The sequence below is a fragment of the Rhodococcus sp. 008 genome (assembly GCF_001682295.1).
GTDB lineage: Bacteria > Actinomycetota > Actinomycetes > Mycobacteriales > Mycobacteriaceae > Rhodococcus_F > Rhodococcus_F qingshengii.
This window is the reverse complement of record NZ_CP012749.1, coordinates 2,753,078-2,776,626: the sequence shown is the minus strand read 5'-3', so window position 1 is coordinate 2,776,626 and position 23,549 is coordinate 2,753,078. Positions and strand designations below refer to the sequence as shown.

Here is a 23,549-nt window from a genome sequence, read left to right as displayed (position 1 = left end):
TGATTCAGCCCTTCGGACGCTTCATGTACGCGACGTGCTGCTCGCCCGACGCGCTCGGCAGGACGGCGACGAGTTCCCAGCCGTCGACACCCCAGTTGTCGAGAATTGCCTTCGGATTGTGGACCAGCAACGGAGTCACGGTGTATTCCCAGGAAGTTATTTCGCTCATGCGGTGAGCCTATCCCGCGTACATCTTCGGCCCCAGACTTATAGGCTCGCGGTGTGGTTGCATCCCAAGATGAGCTGAGCAGGACCTGGCCCGAGTCTGCGACGAAGGCCCGCCTGCACTTTGTGTCAGGTAAAGGCGGAACCGGTAAGTCCACGGTTGCCGCCGCGTTGGCGCTCGCGTTGGCCGAAGGCGGCAAGCGCGTTCTCCTCGTGGAGGTCGAGGGCCGCCAGGGAATCGCGCAGCTCTTCGACGTACCACCGCTTCCACCGCAGGAGACCAAGGTCGCGGCCGCCGAAGGTGGCGGTGAAGTGATGGCTCTGGCCGTCGACATCGAGACCGCGTTCCTCGAATACCTCGAAATGTTCTACAACCTCGGCTTCGCCGGCCGGGCGATGCGTAAGTTCGGCGCCATCGAATTCGCCACCACAATCGCTCCAGGCCTTCGCGACGTTCTGCTCACCGGCAAGATCAAGGAGTGCGTCATCCGCACCGATCGAACCGGCAAACGCGTGTACGACGCCGTTGTCGTCGATGCTCCCCCGACCGGGCGGATCGGCAGCTTCCTCGACGTCACCAAGGCGATGGCCGACCTCGCCAAGGGCGGCCCGGTGCATTCGCAGAGTGAAGGCGTCGTTCGGCTGCTGCACTCGCCGGAGACCGTCGTACATCTTGTTGCGCTTCTCGAAGCGCTGCCCGTTCAGGAAACCGCCGACGCCGCCGCAGAACTGGCGCGTGACGACCTCAACCTCGGTGCCATCATCGTCAACCGCGCCAGCCCGAGGTTCTTGCCCGAAGACCAACTCTCCGGTGCTGCAGCCGGCAACATCGATGCAGCTTCGATCCGGTCGACGCTCTCCGATGTCGGCATCGATCTGTCCGACGACGACTTCGCCGGCCTGCTCACCGAGACGATCGAGCACGCGTCGGTGCTCGAAGCTCAAGAATCCAGTGCGGAGAAGCTCCGCGAGATCGACGGCGCGCGGGTGCAACTTCCCGCACTCGCCGACGGCGTCGATCTCGGTGGGCTCTACGAGCTGGCCGAATACCTCACGGAACAGGGCGTGTGATGACCGAGACCACCGAGAACGTGACGGTCGGCAGTTCCAGGACCGGCCGACGCGCAGCTCCTGCCCTCGATATTTCGGCGATCATCAAGGACCCGACGGCCCGGATCGTGGTGTGTTGCGGCGCAGGTGGCGTCGGCAAGACCACGACGGCTGCGTCGCTGGCGTTGCGGGCAGCCGAAGAGGGCCGACGCGTAGTCGTCCTCACCATCGATCCGGCCCGTCGCCTCGCACAGGCCTTGGGTGTGGCCGAACTCGACAACACTCCGCAGCCGGTGAAGCTGGGTCCCGAGGCCACGGGCGAACTCCACGCGATGATGCTGAACATGCGTCGGACTTTCGACGAGATGGTCATCGAGCATTCGAGCCCTGAGAAGGCCGAGCAGATCCTGGCGAATCCCTTTTACCAAACCGTTGCCACATCGTTCTCCGGAACGCAGGAGTACATGGCGATGGAGAAGTTGGGGCAGCTGGCGTCGAACGACGCGTGGGATCTGGTGATCGTCGATACCCCGCCGTCGCGCAATGCGCTCGACTTCCTCGACGCTCCACAGAGGCTCGGAACATTCCTCGACGGACGGATGATCCGGCTGCTCTCGGCACCCGGCCGTGGCCTGACCAGGCTCGTGGCCGGCGCGATGGGATTGGCCCTGAAGGGTGTCTCGACCATCGTGGGAAGCCAAATGCTTTCGGATGCATCGGCATTCGTGCAGTCGCTCGACTCGATGTTCGGCGGTTTCCGTGAACGCGCCACGAAGACCTACGAGTTGCTGCGTCAGCCGGGGACTCATTTCCTGGTGATCGCAGCGGCCGAGCCCGACGCTCTCCGTGAGGCGGCGTTCTTCGTCGATCGCCTTGCGGGTGACTCGATGCCGTTGGCCGGTCTGGTTCTCAACCGCACTCACCCGACGTTGACGGCTCTGCCTGCCGATCATGCGGTGACCGCCGCCGACAAACTGGAAGCGAAGGAAAATGCGACCGAGGCCGAGGCCCTCACCGCAGCCGTTCTCCGCATCCATGCCCATCGGGCAGTGATCGCGAAGCGAGAAATCGCCTTGCTGAGTCGATTCACCGCAGCTCACCCGAGGGTGCCGCTGATCGGTGTTCCGTCGCTACCGTTCGAGGTCTCGGACCTCGAGGCGCTGCGCGCGGTGGGAGATCAGCTCACTCGTAAGGGCTGATCCCCCGATCGACCTGGATCAGACTGCTGAGTGATGCTGGCGCTGGTCTTCGAAGAACTCGGACCAGGAGTCGACGTCGGGGTGCTGCTTGAGCAGTGCACGGCGCTGACGTTCGGTCATTCCGCCCCACACACCGAACTCGACACGGTTGTCGAGAGCATCTGCTCCGCACTGCATGAGGACCGGGCAGTGACGGCAGATGGTGGCTGCCTTGCGCTGTGCGGCGCCACGAACAAAAAGTTGGTCGGGATCGACCTCGCGGCATCGCGCCTGAGTTACCCAGGCAATTCGTGCCTCGGCCTGCTCGATGTCCAAACGGCTACTCGGGGTGGCTGTGTACATTCTGGGTCCCCTCTACAAAGTCTGACCGTCGCCATGAGGCGAGCAGCGCACCATCTCAGCCGTCTCGCGGTAGCACGTGAAAGCTGAGACACATTCGTGATCGAGTGTTACGTCGATCACACTGATCACAATTTAGGTAAAGAACGCCCCTAACGCAAGACGGTCGGGAGCATTTTTTGGTACGGCAGTACAAAGCGCGTGTTCAGGAGGTTTTGAACACCCGCAAAACACTGAAACCGGTTCCAATGGGTGGGCACACGTACTCTGTAGATCGTGTCGATTGCAAAAACAGTGGCGAAGCTCGCCGGAAGCTCCGCATTGGCGGGTGTCCTGGTCGCAGGGGTGATGTTCCCGGTGGCCGGCGGATTCGGATTCGCGTCCAATCGCGCTGCCGATACCGTCGACAACGTCTCGGCCGAACTGGTCGAAGGCACGGTCCCCGCGGTGTCCACCATGGTCGATGCGGCAGGCAATCCCATTGCCTGGCTGTACGACCAACGACGCTTCGAAGTCCCGAGCGAGAAGATCTCCAACAACATGAAGTTGGCGATCGTCTCGATCGAGGACCGCCGGTTCCCCGACCACAAGGGCGTCGACTGGCAGGGAACGCTGCGCGCCTTCCTCACCAACACGACGACCGGTGAAGTGCAGCAGGGCGCGTCGACACTCGATCAGCAGTATGTGAAGAACTACCAACTGTTGGTCGTGGCCAAGACGGATGCCGAGCGCCGCGCTGCCATCGAGACCACCCCGGCCCGAAAGATCCGCGAGATCCGGATGGCGCTGACGCTGGACAAGGAACTCACGAAAGACGAGATCCTCACCCGGTACCTCAACCTCGTACCGTTCGGCAACGGATCCTTCGGCATTCAGGACGCGGCTCAGACCTACTTCGGCGTCGACGCCGCAGATCTGACCGTTCCGCAGTCCGCGATGCTGGCCGGCATGGTTCAGTCCAGCTCCGCGCTGAACCCGTACACGAACGTCGAGGGCGTGACCGAGCGTCGTAACACCGTGCTCGACACCATGATCACGAACATTCCGGATCGTGCCGACGAGTTCCGTGCAGCCAAGGAAGAGCCCCTCGGCGTCCTCGAAACCCCCAACAACTTGCCGCGCGGCTGCATCGCTGCAGGCGATCGCGGATTCTTCTGTGATTACGCACTGAAGTACCTCTCGGATGCCGGAATCACCCGCGACCAGATCAACGAGGGTGGTTACCTCATCAAGACCACTCTCGATCCGCAGGTCCAGGCGTCCACCAAGGCCGGACTGAACGCGAACGCGAGCGCCAACCTCGACGGCATCGCGAACGTGATGAACGTGATCAGGCCGGGCCAGGATTCACACAAGGTCATCGCGATGGCCAGCAGTCGCACGTACGGACTCAATGCCGACGCCGACGAAACCGTCCAGGCGCAGCCGTACTCCCTTGCCGGTGACGGTGCGGGTTCCGTCTTCAAGATCTTCACGACCGCTGCGGCGATGGAGAAGGGCCTCGGCATCAACGCGACCCTCGACGTGCCCAAGCGCTTCGAAGCCAAGGGCATGGGTAGCGGTGGTGCGGCAGGCTGCCCGGTCTCGACGTACTGCGTGGAGAACGCCGGCAACTATCCGCCGACGCTGTCCGTGACCGACGCCCTGGCACAGTCCCCAAACACCGCTTTCGTCAAGCTCATCGAGGCGACCGGCGTCACGCCGACCGTCGACATGGCTGTCCGTCTCGGCATGCGCTCGTACGCCGATCCCAACACCTCGGGCTTCGACGAGCGCAGCATGGCCGACTTCCAGAAGGAACAAAACCTCGGTTCGTTCACCCTCGGCCCCACCTGGATCAACCCGCTCGAACTCTCCAACGTCGCGGCCACTCTCGCCTCGCACGGCAAGTGGTGCCCGCCGAGTCCCATCGATTCGGTCTTCGACCGCTACGGCAAGCCGGTGGCCGTCACCGAGCAGGGCTGTGAGCAGGTCGTCGAGCCCGGCTTGGCAGACACACTCGCCAACGCCATGAGCCGTGACGACGTCGGCGCCGGTACGTCTGCCGGTGCCGCGAGCAGCGCCGGATGGAGCCTGCCGATGTCGGGCAAGACGGGTACCACCGAGACCCACAAGTCCTCGGCGTTCCTCGGCTTCACCAACAACCTCGCTGCGGCCGTCTACATCTTCGGCGACTCCCCGACGCCCGGCGAGATCTGCTCGAGCCCGCTACGCCCCTGCTACAGCGGCAACCTGTACGGCGGTACCGAACCGGCGAGATCCTGGTTCGCGGCAATGAACCCGGTCGCCAACAACTTCGGGCCCACCTCACTGCCTCCGATCGACGAGAAGTACGCACGGGGATCGCAGAACGGCCAGGTTCCCGAGGTTGTCGGCCTGAGCCAGTCGGCGGCGACGTCGAGGTTGCAGGCGTCCGGCTTCACGGTCAATTCCGTGACCACGGCATCCGGAGCACGGGCGGGAACGGTCACCGGAGTTTCGCCGTCCGGGTCCGCGATCCCGGGTTCGACCGTCACGATCTACATCAGTGACGGCTCCGTGAGGGCTCCGGCAGCACCCGCATCCCCCGCAGCTCCGGCACCGGGCGCGACTCCCCCGGATGCGACTCCGCCCGGAGGCGAACCCGCACCGCCTGCGGGGACCCCACCGAACTGACGGCCCTGAAAACTGACGGCTCTGAAAACAAGAACGGCCGCGATCTCCGAGTGACTCGGAGTTCGCGGCCGTTTTCGGTTTCCGGTGGCGCGCTACTACAGGCGGGACTTCACTGCTGCAGAGATACGGGCGCCATCGGCCTTGCCCTTGGCCAGCGCGCTGGCGGCCTTGATGACCTGGCCCATCTGACGCATACCCGGACGCTCACCGAGCTCCTCGGACACCTGAGCGAGGGCGGTGTCGACGACGTCGACGAGTTCGGCGTCGGTCAACGGCGTCGGCAGGTACTCGTCGATGATCTGAGCTTCGGCGCGCTCTTTCGCGGCAAGTTCACCGCGGCCGTTCTCGGTGTAGATCTCGGCCGATTCGCCGCGCTTCTTCGATTCCTTTGCAAGGACTTTGATGATTTCTTCGTCGGTGAGGACCCGTGCTTCCTTACCGGCCACCTCTTCGGTCTGGATGGCTGCCATGAGCATCCGAAGGGTGGCTGTACGTAGCGGATCCTTCGCCTTCATGGATGCAACCATGTCGGTTCGGAGGGTGGCTTTGAGCGATGGTGTCGTGTCGGACATGGTGGAAACGCTACGCGCTCGGCGTTTCGAGCGTGCCGATAGTTACCTCCGCCCGGACACAATTCTCTGTGGAATAGCTGTAAAAGGCAGCGAGAGCGACGCAGAAGAACGCCACACCCGTATCCTTGAGAGGTGTCTTCCCAGTTCCGCACCAATCTGACCCGCACCGCACTTGGTGCCGCGGGCGCCGCTGCACTAGGGATCGGGTACGCATCCGGCATCGAACGCAATGCATTTGCACTGCGTGAGGTGACGATGCCAGTCCTGGCGCCCGGTTCGTCGTCGCTGCGGGTCCTCCATCTCAGCGACCTGCACATGATGCCGAACCAACGGTTGAAACAGAATTGGTTGCGTGAGCTCGAAGGCCTCGACCCCGACCTCGTGGTCAACACCGGAGACAACTTGTCGCATCAGCGCAGCGTCCCGGCAGTGGTCCAGGCGCTCGGCGATCTGTTGGCTCGGCCGGGTCTGTTCGTCTTCGGCAGCAACGACTACTTCGCTCCGAAACCGAAGAATCCACTGAGCTACATCTTCAACAAGGACAAGCGCATCACCGGAGATCCCCTCCCCTGGGGCGATCTGCGGGCCGCGTTCACCGAACGTGGATGGCTGGACATGACCCACGTGCGCCGCGAACTCGAAGTGGCCGGTATTCGCATTGCTGCCGCCGGCGTCGACGATCCGCACCTGAAGCGCGATCGCTACGACACCGTCGCCGGAACACCCAATCCCGTCGCCCAGCTCAAGCTCGGCCTGACGCACTCACCCGAACCTCGAGTTCTCGACCGGTTCGCCGACGACGGCTACGACCTGGTGCTCGCCGGCCACACGCACGGTGGTCAGCTGTGCCTTCCGTTCTACGGCGCGCTGGTCACCAACTGCCAGATCGACCGATCCCGGGTCAAGGGACCGTCGAAGTGGGGCGCACACACCCAGCTGCACGTCTCAGCAGGCATCGGCACTTCGCCGTGGGCTCCGGCACGCTTCTGCTGCCGCCCCGAGGCAACTCTGCTGACTTTGGTTCCGGCGACCAGGCGCGAACCGGAGCATGTCTCCGCACACAGTTCCGCAGAGTCTCCAGCGTCGGTTCTACGCAACTGACCTGCGGATTTAATGTCAGTCGACTCGGTAATGTAAGCTAACCGAGGTTCGACACGGGGTGTGGCGCAGCTTGGTAGCGCGCTTCGTTCGGGACGAAGAGGTCGTGGGTTCAAATCCCGCCACCCCGACAGTGAAGAACAGAAATCGAGGCCCTTCCGCTTACGCGGGAGGGCCTCGATTGCGTTGACGATAAGGTGAAGCCGTGGCATCCCAACCAGACTTTGCGCACAACGACATGGCGAGCCGTAGCCGACGCGAGAAAGCCGTCGGCCTGGCCAAGTTCGCCTGGGATCGCGATATCAGTAGCGCAGAGTTGCTCGAGATGCCCGACGATCGACTGCGCAAACTCGCACGTGCGGCCGGCGCCAATCCGCCGAGCACGCGGGAGACCTGGACCATCGCGGCCGGACTGCTCGACGAGAAAGCTGTGTGGGCAGCCGCTAACCCTGACCGTCCCGAAGCTCGGCGTGAGCATCCGGACGAGAAGATCATGTGGGTGAAGAAGCCGATCGAGCCCTGGCTGTGACAGCCGAATTCAGCGCAGGTGTGACAGCCGAATTGAGTGCAGCTGTGACAGCCGAATTCAGTGGAGCTGTGAAGCGGTGATCGGGCAGGTCGATGAAGTAGTTGTGGATTGCTCCGCACCAGCCCAGTTGGCGATCTTCTGGGCCGGAATCCTCGGTGGGCAGCCGGTGGAGCGGAGCGCGGAGTGGGCGTTTGTCGACCCTCCAGGATGGACTCGCCTCGCCTTCCAGCGTGTACCGGAATCCAAGCTGACGAAGAATCGTCTACACATCGACGTCAGTGTGGATGACGTCGTCGCTGCGACCGAAGCTGCCGAGCGCCTCGGCGCAACTCGGGTCGGTACTGTCCAGCAGGACCCGGCCGGCACCTTTCAGGTGCTGCTGGATCCCGAGGGAAACGAGTGGTGCGTCGTCCGAAGTGCCGGAAGGTGATTTACGCTCCCGCTACGGTTTCGCGAGCCCAACGGTAGTCGGCCTTACCGCTGGGCGAGCGGAGGATGGTTGGTACGAGCACGATCGAGCGGGGGATCTTGTACCCGGCGACGTGGGTGCGGCAATGCTCCGACAATGATTCCGTCGCAACATCTTCGAATCCCGGTCGAACCTGCACCACCGCGGCGACCTTCTCACCGAATCGAGTGTCGGGCGCACCCGCCACCAAAGCGTCGAAAACTGCCGGGTGAGTTTTGAGTGCCTGCTCCACTTCTTCGGGGTAGACCTTCTCGCCGCCGGAGTTGATGCACATCGAACCGCGCCCGAGCAGCACGATGGTTCCGTCGGCTTCCATCGTGCCCATGTCCCCGAGCACCGCCAGACGAACCCCGTCGACGACGGGAAAAGTTGCAGCAGTCTTGGCCGGGTCGCCGAAGTAGGCAACGGGAACATGGCCGGCCCGGGCGATGAAACCGACTGTGTCCGAGCCTGGTTCGATGCGACGGAATTCGTCGTCGACAAGAATCATGTTGGGGTTGGATCGAATTCGCTTGGAACCGTCCTCACCGAATTCGACGACGCCGTCGTTGCCGGATTCCGAAGCACCGAATGCATCCTTGATCACCAACCCCGGTAGTCGGGTTGTCAGTTCTGCCTTCAGGTTCGGGGAGAACAACGCGCCACCAGACCCGATCAGTTGGAGAGTCGAAAGGTCGTAGCGCCCTTCGCTTGCGGTGATGGCGTCGGCGATCGGCCGAGCAATCGCGTCGCCGACGACGGTGATTCCGGTGATCTTCTCGGCCTCGACCAGTCGCAGCACTTCCATCGGATCGAAGCTGCGGGTCAGTACTCGGGGCGCTCCCATGAGGAATGCCGTGAGCAGTGAATAGATTGCGGCTCCATGCATGAGCGGCGGGATGAGTAGCAGCACAGTTGGATTGGTGTTCGCTACAGCTGCATCCACAACCTCTTCGAGACTCCGACGCGGCGGCCCGCTGAGGTTCGCTCCGGACAGCGCGGCGAAGAAGAAGTCCTCGTGCCGCCACACCACACCCTTGGGCATTCCGGTTGTGCCGCCGGTGTAGATGACGAAATGGTCGTCGTTGCTGCGAGGGCCGAAGTCGCGGGTATCAGTCTGCGCGGCAAGGGCGTTCTCGTAGTCTTCGCCGACGATCAACACGTGGGTGATCTCCGGACACTGCGGAACCACGGCCAATGCCGTCGGCGCGAATTCCTCTTCGACCAGCAGTGCCACCATTTGAGAGTTGGTGTAGATGTACAGGAGTTCTGCATCGGTATAGCGGAAGTTGACGTTGATCGGTACCGCTCTGATCTTCAAGCAAGCCAGGAGCGCTTCGACGTACTCGACGCAGTTACGCATGTGAATACCGACGTGCTGCCCAGGCTCGACGCCCACCGACTGCAGGTGATGAGCGAGTCGGTTCGATCGCAGTTCGAGTTCGGCGTAGCTCAATCGCACGTCTTCCAGAATCAAGGGAACTCGATCGGGGATCGCATCGGCAACGGCCTCGAACAGATCGGCAATGTTCAGGGTCATCGAAATCCTCACTACACGCGTCTTCGCTTACCAGTACAGGTCTTTCGCGAAGCTAACACGTTGGTCGCACCCTGTAGTCCGAATTGCGTAGCGGTCCCGCTGAGCGAGACCTGACGCGCCGCTCACCTGGCGTCAACGGTGCGGATACCTCCCTGACCAAGCCCGATAGCCGAAAGGTAGGGTAGCCTAATGCACTCACGCACCACTCTCCGGAGCCGCACGTCGGTCCGGGTCGCCATGGTTGCCTTGGCGACTGTTTTTGCCGCTACGGCCTGCGGCTCTTCCGACGCCGGCGGCAACGCGAACGGCAACACCGATGTCGCGACCGGCGGCAAGCTGTTCAGCACCGCCGACACGGAAACCGCGAAGCTCGGCAGCGATGCCGCGCCAGGCGAGTTCCCTCGCACCATCACCCATGCCCTGGGCGAGACCACCCTCGAGGCCAAGCCGACCCGCGTCGTCGTCCTCGACAGCGGTGAACTCGACGAGGTTCTCTCGCTCGGGATCACCCCGGTCGGCATCGCCAGCCCGGAAAGCGCCGCCGGTCAGCCGTCGTACCTGGCGGACAAGTTGGTCGGTGTCCCCGATGTCGGCACGACCAACAACCTCAACCTCGAGGCGATCACCGCACTGCAGCCCGATCTGATCCTCGGCAGCAAGCTGCGCCAGGACAAGCTTTACCCGCAACTCGCGGCAATCGCTCCGACGGTCTTCAGCATCCGCCCCGGCTTTCCGTGGAAGGAGAACTTCCTCCTTGCCGGTGACGCACTCGGCGAGGAGACCAAGGCTGAGCAGGTTCTCAACGACTACCAAGAGCACGCCGATAAGGTACGTGAGTCGATCGACGGCTCCCCGACCGTTTCACTGGTTCGTTTCATGTCCGGGAAGCTGCGCCTGTACGGCAATCTGTCGTTCATCGGCGTCATCTTGAAGGACGTCGGCCTGCCCCGCCCGGCGATCCAGGACATCGACGAACTGGCCGTCGAGGTCAGCCCGGAAACGATCACCGAGGCGGAGGGTGACCGAATCTTCTACTCCAGCTACGGAAATCCCGCCGACACGGGCCAGACCACGGTTGTTGCCGGACCGCTGTGGGCCAGCATGGACGCAGTCAAGGAAGGACGCGCCACCGAGGTGAGCGACGAGACCTGGTTCCTGGGCCTCGGCCCGACAGGTGCCGGCCTGGTTCTCGACGACCTGCAAGCCAAGCTCGGCAAGTAGCCGTCACCGGCACAAAGAACGCCGCCCGACTCTCCGGAGTCGAGCGGCGTTTTTTGTTCAGCGGTTGTCCTGCTCGAGGTGTTCGTTCATCGTCGAGTGAAGGTCGACGAGAAATTCCTCGAATCGACTGAGCAGTTCGGGCGGGTACTTCGCCATCATGGCGTCGAGTCGCACGGCAAGGGGCCCGAAGAACTCGTCCGCCAGGTCCTGCACATGCGCACTGCTGTGCAGCGTGACCACTCGCCGGTCGGCATTCTCTCGGGTCCGGACGATATGTCCCGCCTTCTCCAGGCGGTTGAGCAACGCGGTGGTTGCACCCGACGTCAGCGAGATCCGCTCTCCGAGGCGGGCGGGTGAGAGCGGCGTCCCCTTCTCCTCGGCAGCGGTGATTTCCATCAAGGCAGTCGCGTCGGTGGAATGCAGGCCGAGCCACGACGCGAATCGATGGCTGAATTCGGTGAACGTGCCACCGTACGCGCGGAATTCGTCCATCAGCCGCTCCCGCTCCACGGAGATGTCGCGCGGTGCCTCCACCTCGGTGATCCCACCTTTCCTGTGCCAGACGGCGGCCGGTCGAGCCCAGCGCGCACGTTGACAACTTACCGCCTCAAATATACCTTCATTGTAAAGTTACTTCACAATGGAGGTTTATTCGTGAACATCTCACCCACCACCCGCAAGTGGTTGGGCCTGATCGCCATTGCACTCGGCGTGGCACTGATCGTCGTCGACACCACGATCGTCAACGTCATAGTTCCCTCGATCATCGAAGATCTCGGGATCAATTCCGTTCAGGCTCAATGGATCCAAGAGTCCTACGCAATCGTGTTCGCGGCACTTCTGCTATTGGTCGGCAGAGTTGCCGATCTGGTCGGCGCTCGTCGCATCTTCATTGCCGGTGTCATCGTGTTCGGCGCGACGAGCCTGCTGGCCGGACTGGCGCCGAACGGCGGTCTGCTCATCCTGGCGCGCTTCCTGCAGGGCGCCGGCGCGGCCATGATCCTGCCCACGTCACTGTCGCTTCTGAACGCGATGTTCACCGGAAAGGCGCGCGGCCAGGCCTTCGCGGTCTGGGGCTCCACCATCGGCGCTGCATCCGCCCTCGGCCCATTGCTCGGCGGCTGGCTTGCCGAACATGCCTCATGGCGTTGGGCATTCGGGATCAACATTCCGCTTGCTGCGCTCATTCTGATCGGCGCAGTGCTGTTCATCGCGCCCTCACCCCGCACCGCTGGGCGCATCGACGCCACCGGAGCAGCACTGTCCATCGCCGGGCTCGGCCTGCTGGCCTTCGGCCTCGTCGAGGGACGAACGTACGGGTGGCTGACGACGAAGGAACCCTTCGATCTGTTCGGTCTTTCATGGTCCAGCGGACCGTCGCCGGTTCTGGTGGCGCTGGTTCTCGCCGTTCTGTCGCTCGGTGCGTTCGCCTACCGTCAAACCATGCTCACCCGCAGCGCCGATCCGTCGCGGGCGCTGATGGACGTACGGTTGTTCTCCATCTCGTCGTTCCGCAACGGCAACATCGCGACGCTGATCATCGGGCTCGGCGAGTTCGGAATCGTTGCGGTGCTTCCTCTCTGGCTCCAGTTCACGCTCGGATACAGCGCACTCCAGGCAGGGCTCGCACTGGTTCCCATTGCCATCGGCAGCTTTGTCGCCAGTGGTGCGAGCTTCGGGCTGGCATCGAAGGTCTCGCCGTTGGGCTTGGTCCGTATCGGTTTGGCTCTCGAGGCGCTCGGTCTCGCCGGTCTCGGATTCATCGCTGCGACAGACAGCCCCTGGTGGACTATCGCCGCAGTGCTGTTCTTCTACGGAATCGGCGTCGGTTTTGCGACTGCGCAGGTGACCAACGTCGTGCTCGAGGAGATTCCCGAGCAGAGCGCCGGTCAAGGCTCCGGCATTCAGAGCGCGTTCCGCCAACTCGGATCCGCACTGGGCATCGCTGTCCTCACCACGGTCTTCTTCAGCACTCTCAATTCGACGCTGAACAACGACCTCACCGGATCCGGTGTCGACCAAGCTCAGGCTGATCAGTTGACGCGGGCAGTCACCGACAGCGCAGGCGCCGCCATCGACTCGCTGTCCGGTTCACCGAACACTGCCTTCGTCGCCGACGCTGCCCAATCTGCGATGACTCACGGCATCACACTCGGCGGATACCTTGCGGCCGGATTTGTCGTGGTGGGCCTGATCGCCACGGCGCTCATCCCGAACAAGCCGGCCCCGTCAAACGAGGAGGAAACGAAAGCAGCAGCCGACGTCGCCTGACGGTCGGATCGGTGCAGTACGGTGCCGGTATGCGATTGCCCTGGTCACGGTCATCACAGTCACGGTCAGCACAGTCACGGTCAGCACCGGTGCTCAGTGAGGCCGACATCGTCGCCGTAGGTGAGCAAGCACGCGAACTGGTACTCCCAGGTTTCGCGACGTTCGACGAAATCTGCGAAGCCGCCCGAGACTGTGTCGAGGGCGGCTTCGAGAACGACGAACTCGGCAGACAGATCGACGCAGTAGTGCGTGAGGTCTGGGACCACAGACTCGGGGAGCAGACCCAGTGGACGGCTCCCGGCGACTTCGAGCGCCTCTCCGCAGCCTTCGCCGAACTCGAGCGCAACGGCATCGTAGCCCGGATGAACTTCACCTGCTGCATGCAGTGCGGCACTACTGAAATCGACGACGAACGCACGCCGTCCGAACCCGACGAGAACGGGTATCCCTTTGCTCAGTGGGCGTACACGTTCTTCCACATGCAAGATGCGGAGCGTCTCGGCGACGAGCCGTCCGATCTCTACTTGTCCTACAGTGCGTTTCGTCCGGCCCACGATCTCGATCCCGCGCTGGTCGCCGCTGCCTTCGGCGGCGACGAAACCGCCAAGGCACACATGATCGCGCACACCGATCAGACCGTCGGGCGCCAGGTAGCCGACGCACTCCGAACTCAGGGGCTGAGCGTCGATTGGAACGGTGACAACAATCAGCGTATCCGTGTCACCGACGTATGTTGGCGCAAACCGCTTCCGCAGTAGGAGATTCAGCTGGGTGGCAATACGCGGTCGAGGAACGTATTGCTGAATACGCGGTGTGGGTCGTGTTCGTCGAGAGTGGCGAGAGCGAAGTCCCAATTCCCGTCGCCACCGGCACGGAAGGTGGCAGGCACTGTGCTGGTGAGGAATTCGTCGTCCTGGTACGCCGCCTGATCGGTGAATGCCCACCCCTTGGACCACTCCGGACGGAAGGTCGCGTAATCGCCGGAGTAGTTCGCGACCATCCACCGTTCCATTTCGCGAAGGAAGGCAGGCAATCCCGCGGTGCCGGGAATCGAGACCACGTTCATCCAGATCGCTGTGTCCCAGTCCTGACGATCCGCCCGCGGCCGCACCGCTGACAGGTCCGGCACTCCGGCGCTGTCGACCAACACCTCGCCGTCATCGTCGACACCGCAGAGACGCACTTCGAACGGCATGTTGACGGGATACTGCCCCAGCGACGCGTAGTGCGTCATTCGTTCGTTCAGCCAACTCGTCATCTCGTGGACGACTCGGCCGATGTTGGACCGCTTGGTGATCACGGCTCCGCCCCCGGCTACGACGCGCAAGGTCGTGTGCCGGAGGTAGAACAGAACGTCTTTCGACCAGCCCCAGAGATCGTCGGTGTCGGTCAGCACCAATCCTGCTGCTACAGCGCCGAACTGAGAGGCGCCGAACAGCGGTGTCGCAGCTTGGAGACCCTGTGCCACCATCCCCAACGGGGTGGTGACCTCTTCGGGAATCGCGTCGGAGAAGAAGTAGTTGTACGGCCCGCTCACCTCTCGGGACTCCGGCGGTTTGACCGGGGTCGGTGTCCAGACCTTGAGCCACGGTGTTTGCGTGAACGGGAACCAGATTGCTTCCACCCGTCCGGATTTCTCGACGAAACTCTCGTAGGTACGCCCTGGCGAACCGGGAGCAGCAAAGAGTTCTTGCCACGGAATGTCGGTGAAACTCTGGCACCGCAGCCGATAATTCTCCCCGGCTTGCAGCGTCACGGAGGTGACGAAGGTTCGACCCAGATGGGTCAGGAAGGCGGTGCTCTCGACGTCCGATCGGTGAAATGTCTTCAGTGCGTACCGATTGATGCCTTCGTCCCACGCCACCACCGTGATCTCGGTGATCAGGTTGCTCAGCGAACCATACGATTGACCAGGGGTGATCGTCTCCCCCACAGCCGGATAGGTTGCCCCGTGAGCACCGATCGCCAGCGCGCCGGCGATGGACAGCTCACCGATCGCCGGAGAGTTGGCCCAGCCGAGCCCTTCTCGCTCGAGCGCTGTCAGAATCGCTTCGATACTGGCGCCGGCGCCCGCCGTGACCGTTGCGGGCGTGCCGTGCTGCACCACAACCGAATTCAAGTTGGCCATCGTATCGACCAGCAGAATTCGATCCGAAGGCGCGCCGGGCACCACCGTCAACGGGCTCCACCCGTGCATCGTTCCCTTCGCACGCACTGTGTACCCGTTGTCGAACGCCCAGTTGGCGAGGGTGACCACGTCGTCGCTGTGACGTGCCGCGGCCGTCCACACGCTGTCGAGCATGATTTCTCGCGACCAGTTCGCGTACGCCTGCTGTGACAACGGAATGTCCGACGGAAATCCGGGCGGTGGCGCGATGGTCGATGCCGAACCCCAGGGAACTGCTCCCGCCGGCGCCCAGGAAATGCCCGCGAGAGCAGCTGCGCCGGCACTCGCTGCGAGAAATCCGCGCCGGCTCACTCCGTCTTCGCTCGAGCTGTGCTCTGCCATGCGCTCTGCTTGATGCACCACTGCTCACTCCGTCAGCCGACTCGGTTCATGTCAGGGACGAACGTAGAACAAATATGATTACGATGCCAGTGGTTCCGTAATAAAAGTTTTCCGAAGCTCACTGCACCATCGGAGCGAATACCGCGTAGATCGCTTCCGGGGCACCGTCGAACGCACTGATGATCAACCAGGCAGTCAGAACCGTCAGAGCCGGCCCGATCAGAACCTTCTCTAGGTTCCCACCTGCACGGATGGACAGGAATGACGGCAGCCGTTGTTCCCACCATCGTTTGCCGCCGAGTGGGATCAGGGGCGCGAGAAACGGCACCCCTTCCTTGGTGATCGCATCGCCGAGACAGTGCGTGGCGCAGCCCAGTGCCACCGCAACACCTAGCCCCGTGGATCCGGCCTCACTCGGATACCACTGCCAGGTGAGGGCAGAGAGCACCAACGCAACGGCGGAGACCGCGAGCCAACCCTTCTCCTTGGCCAATTCACCCGCCAATCCACGGATGGCCAACCCGAGGCAGAAGAACAGGGTGATGATGATGGCTGGCTTCCCGAACTGAACAACCAGCGCCGAGACCCCGGCACCCAACCCGGCGGCGAACAGCGCGGTGTGCGTGAGCGTCCGATGCCCACCACGACGCTTGCCGTCCTTCTTGCCTTTGGTGATGCGGTAGAAGGTCACCGAAAGTGCGTCGATGCCTTTGGCCAGAGCCTTGCTGAGCGGACCGAATGATCGCGAAACCGTCGACTGACCGGTATCGAGGTCGGGAAGCAAGGCGGCTCCGGCGCACACCCCGGCAAAGGTCAAAGTTTCCGCAGTGGATGTGGGCCCTCCCCAGTCGAGAGGCAACAACTCCGCAACCACCAACCCCACAGCAGCACCGGACATCGCGTGGGTGGGGCCCATGACCATGAAACACAACACCTTTCGAAACGCGCCCCGCATCAGGCCGTACCGCACCTCTGCAAGACACCACACACATGACGCCGTCGGCGACGGCCCCGGCATGCTCGCCGAGACCGCCCCGAACGTAGCAAGTGCTACCGACAGGCTTGACCAACCTCCAGACCCAGTTGAGTACGGCCGTACCGTTCCAGGTCAAAGCGGTTCATGCGGAGCTTTTTTCGCTCGTCAGCCCGCGGCAACCGTGCATGACAGGGCAACACCCTCCTCCAGCGGAGCGACACCGGCCATGTCGAGCACCTCTGCCGGAACACCTTCGGTCGTCGGAGCCCATTCGACGGTCGGCAACGCCGGCACCCCTTCACGCGCAACGAATGTCGCAGCTTCGCTCGGCACTTCGATAGTGACTGCGGCCGTACCGGCCTCCTCCGCGCGCACGACCTTCCCCTCGTCGATGAGCTTCTGCAGCTCCTCGTCGGAAATCGGCGCCGCGACACCACACGCTACTTCGGGAGCCACACCCAACTCGGCTGGAGCGGTCGCGATCGACCGCACCGCCACCGGTGACCCGTCGGAAATCGGGTTGGAAGCCCAGGCGATTCCCGGCGCCACTGCCATACCGAGGACCGCCACGGACGCCACCACCACACCGGTCCGGCGGGCCCGCTTGCCGTTCACTTTCAATCGCGTCATCGTTGTTCTCCTTGATCGAACGTTCTCGAGTTCTCGGCGCGGTCGCATCCGAGAAACCCGAGGTTATGAAGCCAACACTGCAGATCTGTTGTCGGTTTCTTAGGAGTTGATGAGAATGCGACGGCCCTCGCTCCGAGCGAGGCCCCAGGCCTTGATCCGATGGCACCATGGCTGGGGTGAGTACACGCGAGCGCATCCTGATCGTTGACGACGACGCGAAGGTTCTGAATTCGCTCGAACGTGGACTCCGATTGTCGGGCTTCGACACGGCAACTGCCGTCGACGGACGATCGGCCTTGTCATCGGTGAACAAGCAATGCCCGGCCGCGCTCGTTCTCGACGTCAACATGCCCGGCCTCGACGGCGTCGGGGTGGTGACCGCCCTGCGCGCGATCGGCAACGAGGTTCCGATCTGCGTGCTCAGCGCCCGAAGTTCCGTGGGTGATCGCATCGCGGGGCTGGAGGCGGGCGCCGACGACTACCTCACCAAGCCCTTCGAGTTGGCCGAGCTCGTCGCCAGACTCCGCGCATTGCTTCGACGCACGACGCGAGCCACCCCGTCGGTCGACCATCCGATCACGGTGGGACCGCTGACGGTCGATCTCCGTGGCCATCGAGCGCACATCGACGGTAGACGAATCGAACTCACCAAAAGAGAATTCGACCTGTTGTCGGTACTCGCCGAGCACGCCGGTGTCGTACTCAGTCGCGCACAACTCCTGCGACTCGTCTGGGGTTACGACTTCGCTGCCGACACCAATGTCGTCGACGTCTTTGTCACCTATCTACGCAAGAAACTCGAAGTCGACGGGACTCCCCGCGTGATCCACACAGTGCGTGGGGTGGGCTTCGTCCTGAGGGCCGAACGATGAAGCGGCCGCTGTCACTTCAGACTCGCGTAGCCATCGCCTCGGGCCTGGCCGCCGGAATCGTGATTGCCGCGATCGGAATTGCGTTCGCGGTCTTTCTGCGTGTCAACGGATCCGAACAACTCGAACGCACTCTCGATTCCGTCACCCTGGGCGTCGCGGCGAGTGCGCCGAGCCCGCTATTCATCGAAACACCAACTGCAACAACAGAACCATCCGTGGTCAGCCCCGGATTCAACGCCGCGACCGTCAGCGCCTTGGCTACCACCGATGTTCGCAGTCGTGATGTTCTGGTGCCCGGCGACAGCGGCGCCGCACTGGCCGTCAGCATCCCCGAAGACCCACTGACCCAGGCAATCCGTGAGCAGCAGTTCCAAGTGGCCGCTGCAGCAGTGGTCGCCATCCTTGCCGCGGCCGGGCTCGGTTGGTTCCTCACCGGCCGAGCCGTCCGGCCACTACAGCAATTGACCGAGACCACCAGTTCGATCGGCAACAACCTCGACGTCGACGGACTCTCGCACCGGGCACCGTCGGTACGTGGAACGCGAGAAGCCGAAGAACTGTCGGAGGCAATCCACAGCATGCTCAGTCGCATCGAAAGCGATCGAAGCCGCACCGAGGAGGCGTTGGAGTCGGCACGCGATTTCGCTCGCGTCTCCGCCCACGAACTGCGCACACCTCTCACGTCGATGCGTACCGATCTCGAAGTTCTCGCAACACTCGATCTCACGGAAAGCCAACGGCGCGAACTGTCCGGCGAATTGTTGGAAGCGCAGCGCCAGATCGAGCGCACCCTGACCGACCTCGAGACTCTAGCCCTGGGCGACGTGGCCGATCCCGAGGATTGTGCCGACGTCGATCTCGTCGAGGTTGCCGATCGCGCCGTCGCTGACGCCGGCCGTCTGCACCCGCAGGTCGACGTTCGTTTGAAAGCACCGGAAGAACTTTCGGTTCAGGCCTTTCCCGCGGGTATCCGTCTGGTGCTGACCAACGCCGTCACCAATTCCGTTCGGCACGGCAATGCCGACGAAGTCGAGATCACCGTCCGATCAGGGGCTGCGACGGGTTCGGCGACGGTATTCGTCGACGACAACGGCACCGTGATCGCGCCTTCGGAACGCGAAGCGATGTTCGAGAGATTCGTTCGTGGTACCGGTGCGGGCGACGCCGGAAGCGGTTTGGGACTGGCCCTCGTCGCGCAGCAGGCGAGGCTGCACGGCGGTAGCGCGCGACTCGACAAGAGCCCACTCGGCGGAACTCGATTGATCTTCTCGATCAACCCAATTCGACGTGCAGAGCCTCGAGCAGCGGCTTGGCCGCCTCGTCGAAGAATCGGTCTTGGGTATCTCCCCCGATCTGTACCAGTGCCACATCGGTGAATCCGGCGTCCGTGTATGCCTTGACCGCTTCGACGATCACATCGAGATCGGGACCACACGGAATGCTTTCAGCTACATCCTCTTTGCGCACGAACTGAGTCGCACCCGAGAAGCTCGCCGGCGTCGGCAGTTCGGAGTTCACGGACCACCCTCCGCCGAACCACCGGAACTGCTGATGAGCTCGTGCAATTGCCGTGTCGCGATCAGGGTCCCACGAGATCGGAATCTGACCGATGGTCCGGCCTGCGGGAGCCAATCCGTATGCTCGGCCGTGCACGTGCTTCCACAAGTGCACTAGCTCCGAATCCGGTTGCACGGCAATCAGATCGTCGGCCATCGGACCGAAACGCTCGACGGACTTGTCTCCGGACATGGCCAGCGCCAGCGGAACCGGGTTCTCGGGGAGATCCCAGATCCTGGCGGACTGGACGTCGAAGTACTCCCCCTTCCAGCTCACCAGATCTCCGGCGAGCAGTGCGCGAATGATGCTCACCGCCTCCTGCAGCATGTCCTGGCGGGTGTCGATGGACGGCCAACCCTCGCCGACCACATGCTCGTTCAGGCTCTCGCCACTTCCCAATCCCAGGGTGAAGCGTCCGTCCGCGAGGATCTGGATCGTCGCAGCTTTCTGAGCGACGACGGCGGGGTGGTACCTCACGGTCGGACAAGTCACGTACGTCATCAAACCGACTCGCTCGGTGGCGTGGGCGACTGCCCCCAGCACCGACCAGGCGTAGGGCGCATGCCCCTGCTCGGTCAGCCACGGCGAGTAGTGATCACTCATCACTTCGAAGTCGAAGCCGACTTCTTCGGCCCGAACTGCATGGCGAACCAGTTCTTTCGGACCTGCCTGCTCCGTCATCAAGGTGTAGCCGAATCGTGCCATCACTGATCAACTCCCGGTATCTAGGCCTGAAACGAGTTCGGAAATCACACTGCCGTCGAGGTGGTCGAGAAGGTCGCGGGCGTCGTCGTACACGGCAGCCGCACCGGCACCTTCGAGTTCGTCGGTCGACATGCCGCCGCTGCGCACTCCCACAGCCACAACGCCCGCCCATGTCGCCGCCTTCATGTCCCAGACGGCATCCCCGACCATGACCGCATTGCCCGCGTCGACACCTGCCTTCGCGAGCGCGACCTCGATCAGGTCCGGATCAGGTTTGGCCTCGTCGACGGATTCCGAAGAGGTGGCGGCGTAGATCATTTCGTCGATGTCGAGCGTCCGGCGTAGCAACTTCAGTTCGTCGTCCGGCGCCGAGGTAGCGAGCACCACGTGCAGTCCGAGCGAGTGAACTCGGCGGATCAACTCGCGCGCTCCCGGCAGTACTCGGAGACGGTCGGCCGACTGCCGGTAGTACGTGGTGTGAAGTTCTTTGGCTCGCGGTCCGCACCCGTCGATGTCTTCGCCGAGCAAGGACTCCAGTAGTTGGTCTCCGTCCATGCCGATGCTGCGGTGTACCCGCCACGCGTCGACCGGGCGACCTACCTCGAAGAAAGCTCGCGACCACGCTTCTACGTGCAGATAGTTGGAATCGACGAGCGTTCCGTCGATGTCGAAGAGAACCGCACCTATTGCCATGGGAATTGACTGCCCAACACCTCGGTTCGCGAAACTTGTGCCCCGAGCATTCTCAGCTCGAGAAGCGGATCATGGAGAGTGCGAACAGCAGAAGTGCACGTCGAACAGGGGTGTCGTCATGGAGTCAGTCGTTGTATTCCTTCTCGCATGCTTCGTCTATTGGTTTGCGCTTCTGTAGTTGGGTAGACGGAAACGGACCGCTGCCGGGAAGTGATTTCCCTTGCAGCGGTCCGCATTCGGTAGACCTAGGCGATGCTCATGTCAGCGGGTCACTGACCTGCGCGTACACCTTCTTCGACGCGCTTGCCCAAATCTGCGTCGACGTTCTTCCAGTACTCGAAGACACGCAGCAGAACTTCTTCGCTGACGCCGGCAAGGGCGTGGCCGACGATGTTGCTCACCAGGCGCTCACGAGCTGCGTCGTCGAGAACTTCACGGACCAGCGTTCCGGCCTGTGTGAAGTCGCCGTCCTCGGCGTGCTCGATGTATCCGGCGCGCACTGCCTTGCCGTCGAATGCCCACAGTCCTTCGTCACCGGCAACCGACGGATCGGCATGCGGTCCGCCGTACGAGTTCGGTGCGTACACCGGCGTCGACGGGGAATTGAAGCTGTAACGCATGGCGCCCTCCTTGGAGTAGGAGTTCACCTCGTTCTTCGGCGCGTTGACCGGCAGGTCGGCGTAGTTGGTGCCGATGCGGTAACGATGTGCGTCGGCGTAGGAGAAGACGCGACCGAGAAGCATCTTGTCCGGGCTGAATCCGATGCCGGGCACCACGTTCGACGGCTCGAAGGATGCCTGCTCGATCTGCGCGAAGAAGTTCTCCGGGTTACGGTTCAGCGTCCACTTGCCGACCTCGATCAGCGGGTAGTCCTTCTGGGACCAGACCTTGGTGAGGTCGAACGGGTTGAAGCGGTAGCCTTCGGCCTCGTCGACCGGCATGATCTGAACCTTGAGTGTCCAGCTCGGGAAATTACCGGCCTCGATGGCGTTGTACAGATCCGCGCGGTGGTAGTCGGGATCGCTACCGGCGAGGCTGTCTGCTTCGGCCTGCGTCAGGAACTCGATGCCCTGATCGGTCTTGAAGTGGTACTTCACCCAGAAGCGTTCACCCGCAGCGTTGACCCACTGGTAGGTGTGCGATCCGAAGCCGTCCATGTTGCGCCAGGTCTTCGGGATACCGCGGTCACCCATCAGCCAGGTCACCTGGTGAGCGGTCTCGGGACGCAGAGTCCAGAAGTCCCACTGCATGTCGTGGTCACGAAGACCGGAGCCGGGCAGTCGCTTCTGCGAACGAATGAAGTCGGGGAACTTGATGGCGTCCTTGATGAAGAACACCGGGGTGTTGTTGCCGACGAGGTCGTAGTTTCCCTCTTCGGTGTAGAACTTCATCGCGAAACCGCGCGGATCGCGCCAGGTGTCCGGGCTGCCCTGCTCACCGGCGACGGTGGAGAAGCGGACGAGGGACTCGGTCTTCTTACCCGGCTGCAGGAACGCGGCCTTGGTGTACTTGCTGACGTCGTGTGTGATGACGAGTTCACCGAAAGCGCCGCCGCCCTTGGCGTGGACGATGCGCTCCGGGACACGCTCGCGGTTGAACTGCGCGAGCTTCTCGATCAGGTAGTGGTCGTGGAGGAGCACCGGCCCCTGAATACCCGCGGTCAGCGATTCGTCATCACTTGCGACCGCGATACCGAAATTGTTGGTGGTGGGCTTGGTCATGGCGAAGCCTCCTAGCGTTGTGGGCTGGGCGTCAGAGGAGCGGGGCTGCATCCGAGTCGAACGCATGGGCTGCATGCGAGGTGGCTGACTCGGAGGTTCTGGACGCATCAATTCGATTCTGCGAGACCGCGTCCGACTCGGTGTCGGATTCGGCAGAATTCTTCAGGCAATCTTCGCAACGGCCCCAGAACACGACCTCGGCTTCGTCGATTTCGAAGCCGTGATTATCGGAAGGTTCGAGGCAGGGAGCTTGGCCGACAACACAATCGACGTCGACGACCTTGCCGCAGCCGCGACAGACGAGGTGATGGTGGTTGTCACCAGTCCTCGTCTCGAACCGTGCGGGCGAACCCGCCGGCTCGATGCGTCGCAGCAATCCTGCGTTCACGCATGCCTTCAGCACGTCGTAAACGGCCTGTGTGGATACCGATCCGAGCTGCTGCCGCACGAGTGCTGCAACAGAATCGGCGTCTGAATGCGGTTGGGCTGTAACCGCATCCAGCACGGCGAGGCGCGGAGCAGTGACCCTCAACCCGACGGCGCGCAGTTGCGCTCGGGGGTCGAAGTCATGCTCTCCGTCTCGCATGTTTCCCAGTATGCCGCTTTTCTGGAATTAGTCAAGAAAAGGATTGCCTAAGTTGAATCGAGACCGGTGTCACATATCAAGGACGGGAACAAATACGGGCAGACCGCCGTTGAACACCCTGTCGGCGTCCGAACAAGCCCCGGGCCCCACCCCTTTTGTCGCTGCGAGCGACCACCCGCCGAGAGGCGCCTGTGGGACGTCGACACCTGACTT

At 62.8% G+C, this 23,549-nt stretch carries 23 protein-coding genes and 1 tRNA gene; 12 read left to right on the top strand and 12 right to left on the bottom strand.

Translation table 11 applies throughout. From position 1 onward, the window contains the following. Positions 1–4 precede the first annotated feature (4 nt). Entirely contained in the window at positions 5–169 is a 165-nt protein-coding gene (locus AOT96_RS35685; protein ID WP_003943454.1) for a hypothetical protein, read from the bottom strand. A gap of 53 nt (positions 170–222) precedes the next feature. On the opposite strand from AOT96_RS35685, the gene AOT96_RS12995 reads away from it, so the two are divergent. Both AOT96_RS12995 and AOT96_RS12990 read left to right on the top strand, forming a co-directional pair. Continuing rightward, positions 223–1,236: an ArsA family ATPase gene (locus tag AOT96_RS12995; RefSeq protein ID WP_037130910.1), complete on the top strand. Its 1,014-nt coding sequence runs from the start codon at positions 223–225 to the stop codon at positions 1,234–1,236. Further along, complete coding sequence (locus tag AOT96_RS12990; protein ID WP_007732380.1) at positions 1,236–2,414, top strand: ArsA family ATPase; 1,179 nt, start codon at positions 1,236–1,238, stop codon at positions 2,412–2,414. The genes AOT96_RS12995 and AOT96_RS12990 overlap by 1 nt, the downstream gene beginning before the upstream one ends. Positions 2,415–2,432: 18 nt before the next feature. On the opposite strand, the gene AOT96_RS12985 is transcribed toward AOT96_RS12990, so the two are convergent. After that, a complete protein-coding gene (locus AOT96_RS12985; RefSeq protein WP_007732375.1) occupies positions 2,433–2,756 on the bottom strand; it encodes a WhiB family transcriptional regulator in 324 nt (107 codons plus the stop codon). A gap of 291 nt (positions 2,757–3,047) precedes the next feature. Between AOT96_RS12985 and AOT96_RS12980 the strand changes: the two genes are divergently transcribed. After that, positions 3,048–5,408 carry a penicillin-binding protein gene (locus AOT96_RS12980; protein WP_047270021.1) on the top strand — a complete coding sequence of 787 codons (2,361 nt, stop codon included), beginning with the start codon at positions 3,048–3,050 and terminating at the stop codon, positions 5,406–5,408. Positions 5,409–5,503: 95 nt separating this feature from the next. Here the strand turns inward: AOT96_RS12980 and AOT96_RS12975 are convergent, their stop codons facing one another. After that, positions 5,504–5,980, bottom strand: a complete 477-nt coding sequence (locus AOT96_RS12975) for a GatB/YqeY domain-containing protein (RefSeq protein ID WP_003943491.1) — start codon at positions 5,978–5,980, stop codon at positions 5,504–5,506. A gap of 132 nt (positions 5,981–6,112) precedes the next feature. Here AOT96_RS12975 and AOT96_RS12970 point away from each other — a divergent pair, with 132 nt between their 5' ends. From AOT96_RS12970 to AOT96_RS12955, 4 genes are all read left to right on the top strand, one after another. Further along, positions 6,113–7,081 (top strand): metallophosphoesterase, encoded by a 969-nt coding sequence (locus tag AOT96_RS12970; RefSeq protein ID WP_003943461.1) that lies wholly within the window; start codon positions 6,113–6,115, stop codon positions 7,079–7,081. 54 nt (positions 7,082–7,135) lie between these two features. Further along, positions 7,136–7,209, top strand: a tRNA-Pro gene (locus tag AOT96_RS12965). A 74-nt stretch (positions 7,210–7,283) separates the two neighbouring features. Beyond that, the gene (locus AOT96_RS12960) at positions 7,284–7,607 is read left to right on the top strand and encodes a hypothetical protein (protein ID WP_019746603.1); all 324 of its coding nucleotides are present in this window, start codon (positions 7,284–7,286) and stop codon (positions 7,605–7,607) included. A 76-nt stretch (positions 7,608–7,683) separates the two neighbouring features. Further along, the gene (locus AOT96_RS12955; RefSeq protein ID WP_007732370.1) at positions 7,684–8,037 is read left to right on the top strand and encodes a VOC family protein; all 354 of its coding nucleotides are present in this window, start codon (positions 7,684–7,686) and stop codon (positions 8,035–8,037) included. A 1-nt stretch (position 8,038) separates the two neighbouring features. Here AOT96_RS12955 and AOT96_RS12950 read toward each other — a convergent pair whose 3' ends face one another. Beyond that, complete coding sequence (locus AOT96_RS12950) at positions 8,039–9,595, bottom strand: acyl-CoA synthetase (protein WP_065352838.1); 1,557 nt, start codon at positions 9,593–9,595, stop codon at positions 8,039–8,041. 189 nt (positions 9,596–9,784) lie between these two features. On the opposite strand from AOT96_RS12950, the gene AOT96_RS12945 reads away from it, so the two are divergent. Next, entirely contained in the window at positions 9,785–10,816 is a 1,032-nt protein-coding gene (locus AOT96_RS12945) for an ABC transporter substrate-binding protein (protein ID WP_003943522.1), read from the top strand. Positions 10,817–10,873: 57 nt separating this feature from the next. Here the strand turns inward: AOT96_RS12945 and AOT96_RS12940 are convergent, their stop codons facing one another. Then, on the bottom strand, positions 10,874–11,350 hold the full coding sequence (locus tag AOT96_RS12940) for a MarR family winged helix-turn-helix transcriptional regulator (protein ID WP_003943458.1): 477 nt from the start codon (positions 11,348–11,350) through the stop codon (positions 10,874–10,876). Positions 11,351–11,470: 120 nt separating this feature from the next. Here AOT96_RS12940 and AOT96_RS12935 point away from each other — a divergent pair, with 120 nt between their 5' ends. Both AOT96_RS12935 and AOT96_RS12930 read left to right on the top strand, forming a co-directional pair. Further along, positions 11,471–13,087, top strand: coding sequence for a DHA2 family efflux MFS transporter permease subunit (locus tag AOT96_RS12935; RefSeq protein ID WP_065351830.1), 1,617 nt, complete (start codon positions 11,471–11,473; stop codon positions 13,085–13,087). Between the two features lie 89 nt (positions 13,088–13,176). After that, positions 13,177–13,845, top strand: a complete 669-nt coding sequence (locus tag AOT96_RS12930) for a DUF6891 domain-containing protein (RefSeq protein ID WP_042922833.1) — start codon at positions 13,177–13,179, stop codon at positions 13,843–13,845. A 5-nt stretch (positions 13,846–13,850) separates the two neighbouring features. Here AOT96_RS12930 and AOT96_RS12925 read toward each other — a convergent pair whose 3' ends face one another. The 3 genes from AOT96_RS12925 to AOT96_RS12915 form a co-directional block, all read right to left on the bottom strand. After that, complete coding sequence (locus AOT96_RS12925; RefSeq protein ID WP_065352837.1) at positions 13,851–15,596, bottom strand: cholesterol oxidase substrate-binding domain-containing protein; 1,746 nt, start codon at positions 15,594–15,596, stop codon at positions 13,851–13,853. Positions 15,597–15,714: 118 nt separating this feature from the next. After that, on the bottom strand, positions 15,715–16,518 hold the full coding sequence (locus tag AOT96_RS12920) for a metal-dependent hydrolase (protein ID WP_064689102.1): 804 nt from the start codon (positions 16,516–16,518) through the stop codon (positions 15,715–15,717). A gap of 219 nt (positions 16,519–16,737) precedes the next feature. Beyond that, entirely contained in the window at positions 16,738–17,202 is a 465-nt protein-coding gene (locus AOT96_RS12915) for a hypothetical protein (protein WP_003943487.1), read from the bottom strand. Between the two features lie 167 nt (positions 17,203–17,369). On the opposite strand from AOT96_RS12915, the gene AOT96_RS12910 reads away from it, so the two are divergent. Both AOT96_RS12910 and AOT96_RS12905 read left to right on the top strand, forming a co-directional pair. Continuing rightward, positions 17,370–18,074 (top strand): response regulator transcription factor, encoded by a 705-nt coding sequence (locus tag AOT96_RS12910; protein ID WP_042922831.1) that lies wholly within the window; start codon positions 17,370–17,372, stop codon positions 18,072–18,074. Then, entirely contained in the window at positions 18,071–19,450 is a 1,380-nt protein-coding gene (locus AOT96_RS12905) for a sensor histidine kinase (RefSeq protein ID WP_058227110.1), read from the top strand. Before AOT96_RS12910 ends, AOT96_RS12905 begins: the two co-directional genes overlap by 4 nt. Here the strand turns inward: AOT96_RS12905 and AOT96_RS12900 are convergent. From AOT96_RS12900 to AOT96_RS12885, 4 genes are all read right to left on the bottom strand, one after another. Then, positions 19,347–20,336, bottom strand: coding sequence for an LLM class F420-dependent oxidoreductase (locus tag AOT96_RS12900; RefSeq protein WP_007732341.1), 990 nt, complete (start codon positions 20,334–20,336; stop codon positions 19,347–19,349). The genes AOT96_RS12905 and AOT96_RS12900 overlap by 104 nt on opposite strands. 6 nt (positions 20,337–20,342) lie before the next feature. Beyond that, complete coding sequence (locus AOT96_RS12895) at positions 20,343–21,029, bottom strand: HAD family hydrolase (RefSeq protein WP_003943463.1); 687 nt, start codon at positions 21,027–21,029, stop codon at positions 20,343–20,345. A 269-nt stretch (positions 21,030–21,298) separates the two neighbouring features. Beyond that, positions 21,299–22,750 (bottom strand): catalase, encoded by a 1,452-nt coding sequence (locus AOT96_RS12890; protein ID WP_003943483.1) that lies wholly within the window; start codon positions 22,748–22,750, stop codon positions 21,299–21,301. Between the two features lie 31 nt (positions 22,751–22,781). Continuing rightward, positions 22,782–23,336, bottom strand: a complete 555-nt coding sequence (locus AOT96_RS12885; RefSeq protein ID WP_003943517.1) for a Fur family transcriptional regulator — start codon at positions 23,334–23,336, stop codon at positions 22,782–22,784. Positions 23,337–23,549 lie beyond the last annotated feature (213 nt).

Excerpts from the sequence above, each read along its gene's own strand:
- AOT96_RS12950 (WP_065352838.1), bottom strand. The coding sequence starts at position 9,595 with ATGACCCTGAACATTGCCGATCTGTTCGAGGCCGTTGCCGATGCGATC.
- AOT96_RS12885 (WP_003943517.1), bottom strand. The coding sequence starts at position 23,336 with ATGCGAGACGGAGAGCATGACTTCGACCCCCGAGCGCAACTGCGCGCC.
- AOT96_RS35685 (WP_003943454.1), bottom strand. The coding sequence starts at position 169 with ATGAGCGAAATAACTTCCTGGGAATACACCGTGACTCCGTTGCTGGTC.
- AOT96_RS12890 (WP_003943483.1), bottom strand. The coding sequence starts at position 22,750 with ATGACCAAGCCCACCACCAACAATTTCGGTATCGCGGTCGCAAGTGAT.
- AOT96_RS12895 (WP_003943463.1), bottom strand. The coding sequence starts at position 21,029 with ATGGCAATAGGTGCGGTTCTCTTCGACATCGACGGAACGCTCGTCGAT.
- AOT96_RS12905 (WP_058227110.1), top strand. The coding sequence starts at position 18,071 with ATGAAGCGGCCGCTGTCACTTCAGACTCGCGTAGCCATCGCCTCGGGC.
- AOT96_RS12910 (WP_042922831.1), top strand. The coding sequence starts at position 17,370 with ATGGCTGGGGTGAGTACACGCGAGCGCATCCTGATCGTTGACGACGAC.
- AOT96_RS12900 (WP_007732341.1), bottom strand. The coding sequence starts at position 20,336 with ATGGCACGATTCGGCTACACCTTGATGACGGAGCAGGCAGGTCCGAAA.
- AOT96_RS12945 (WP_003943522.1), top strand. The coding sequence starts at position 9,785 with ATGCACTCACGCACCACTCTCCGGAGCCGCACGTCGGTCCGGGTCGCC.
- AOT96_RS12915 (WP_003943487.1), bottom strand. The coding sequence starts at position 17,202 with ATGACGCGATTGAAAGTGAACGGCAAGCGGGCCCGCCGGACCGGTGTG.
- AOT96_RS12975 (WP_003943491.1), bottom strand. The coding sequence starts at position 5,980 with ATGTCCGACACGACACCATCGCTCAAAGCCACCCTCCGAACCGACATG.
- AOT96_RS12990 (WP_007732380.1), top strand. The coding sequence starts at position 1,236 with ATGACCGAGACCACCGAGAACGTGACGGTCGGCAGTTCCAGGACCGGC.
- AOT96_RS12920 (WP_064689102.1), bottom strand. The coding sequence starts at position 16,518 with ATGGTCATGGGCCCCACCCACGCGATGTCCGGTGCTGCTGTGGGGTTG.
- AOT96_RS12985 (WP_007732375.1), bottom strand. The coding sequence starts at position 2,756 with ATGTACACAGCCACCCCGAGTAGCCGTTTGGACATCGAGCAGGCCGAG.
- AOT96_RS12925 (WP_065352837.1), bottom strand. The coding sequence starts at position 15,596 with ATGGCAGAGCACAGCTCGAGCGAAGACGGAGTGAGCCGGCGCGGATTT.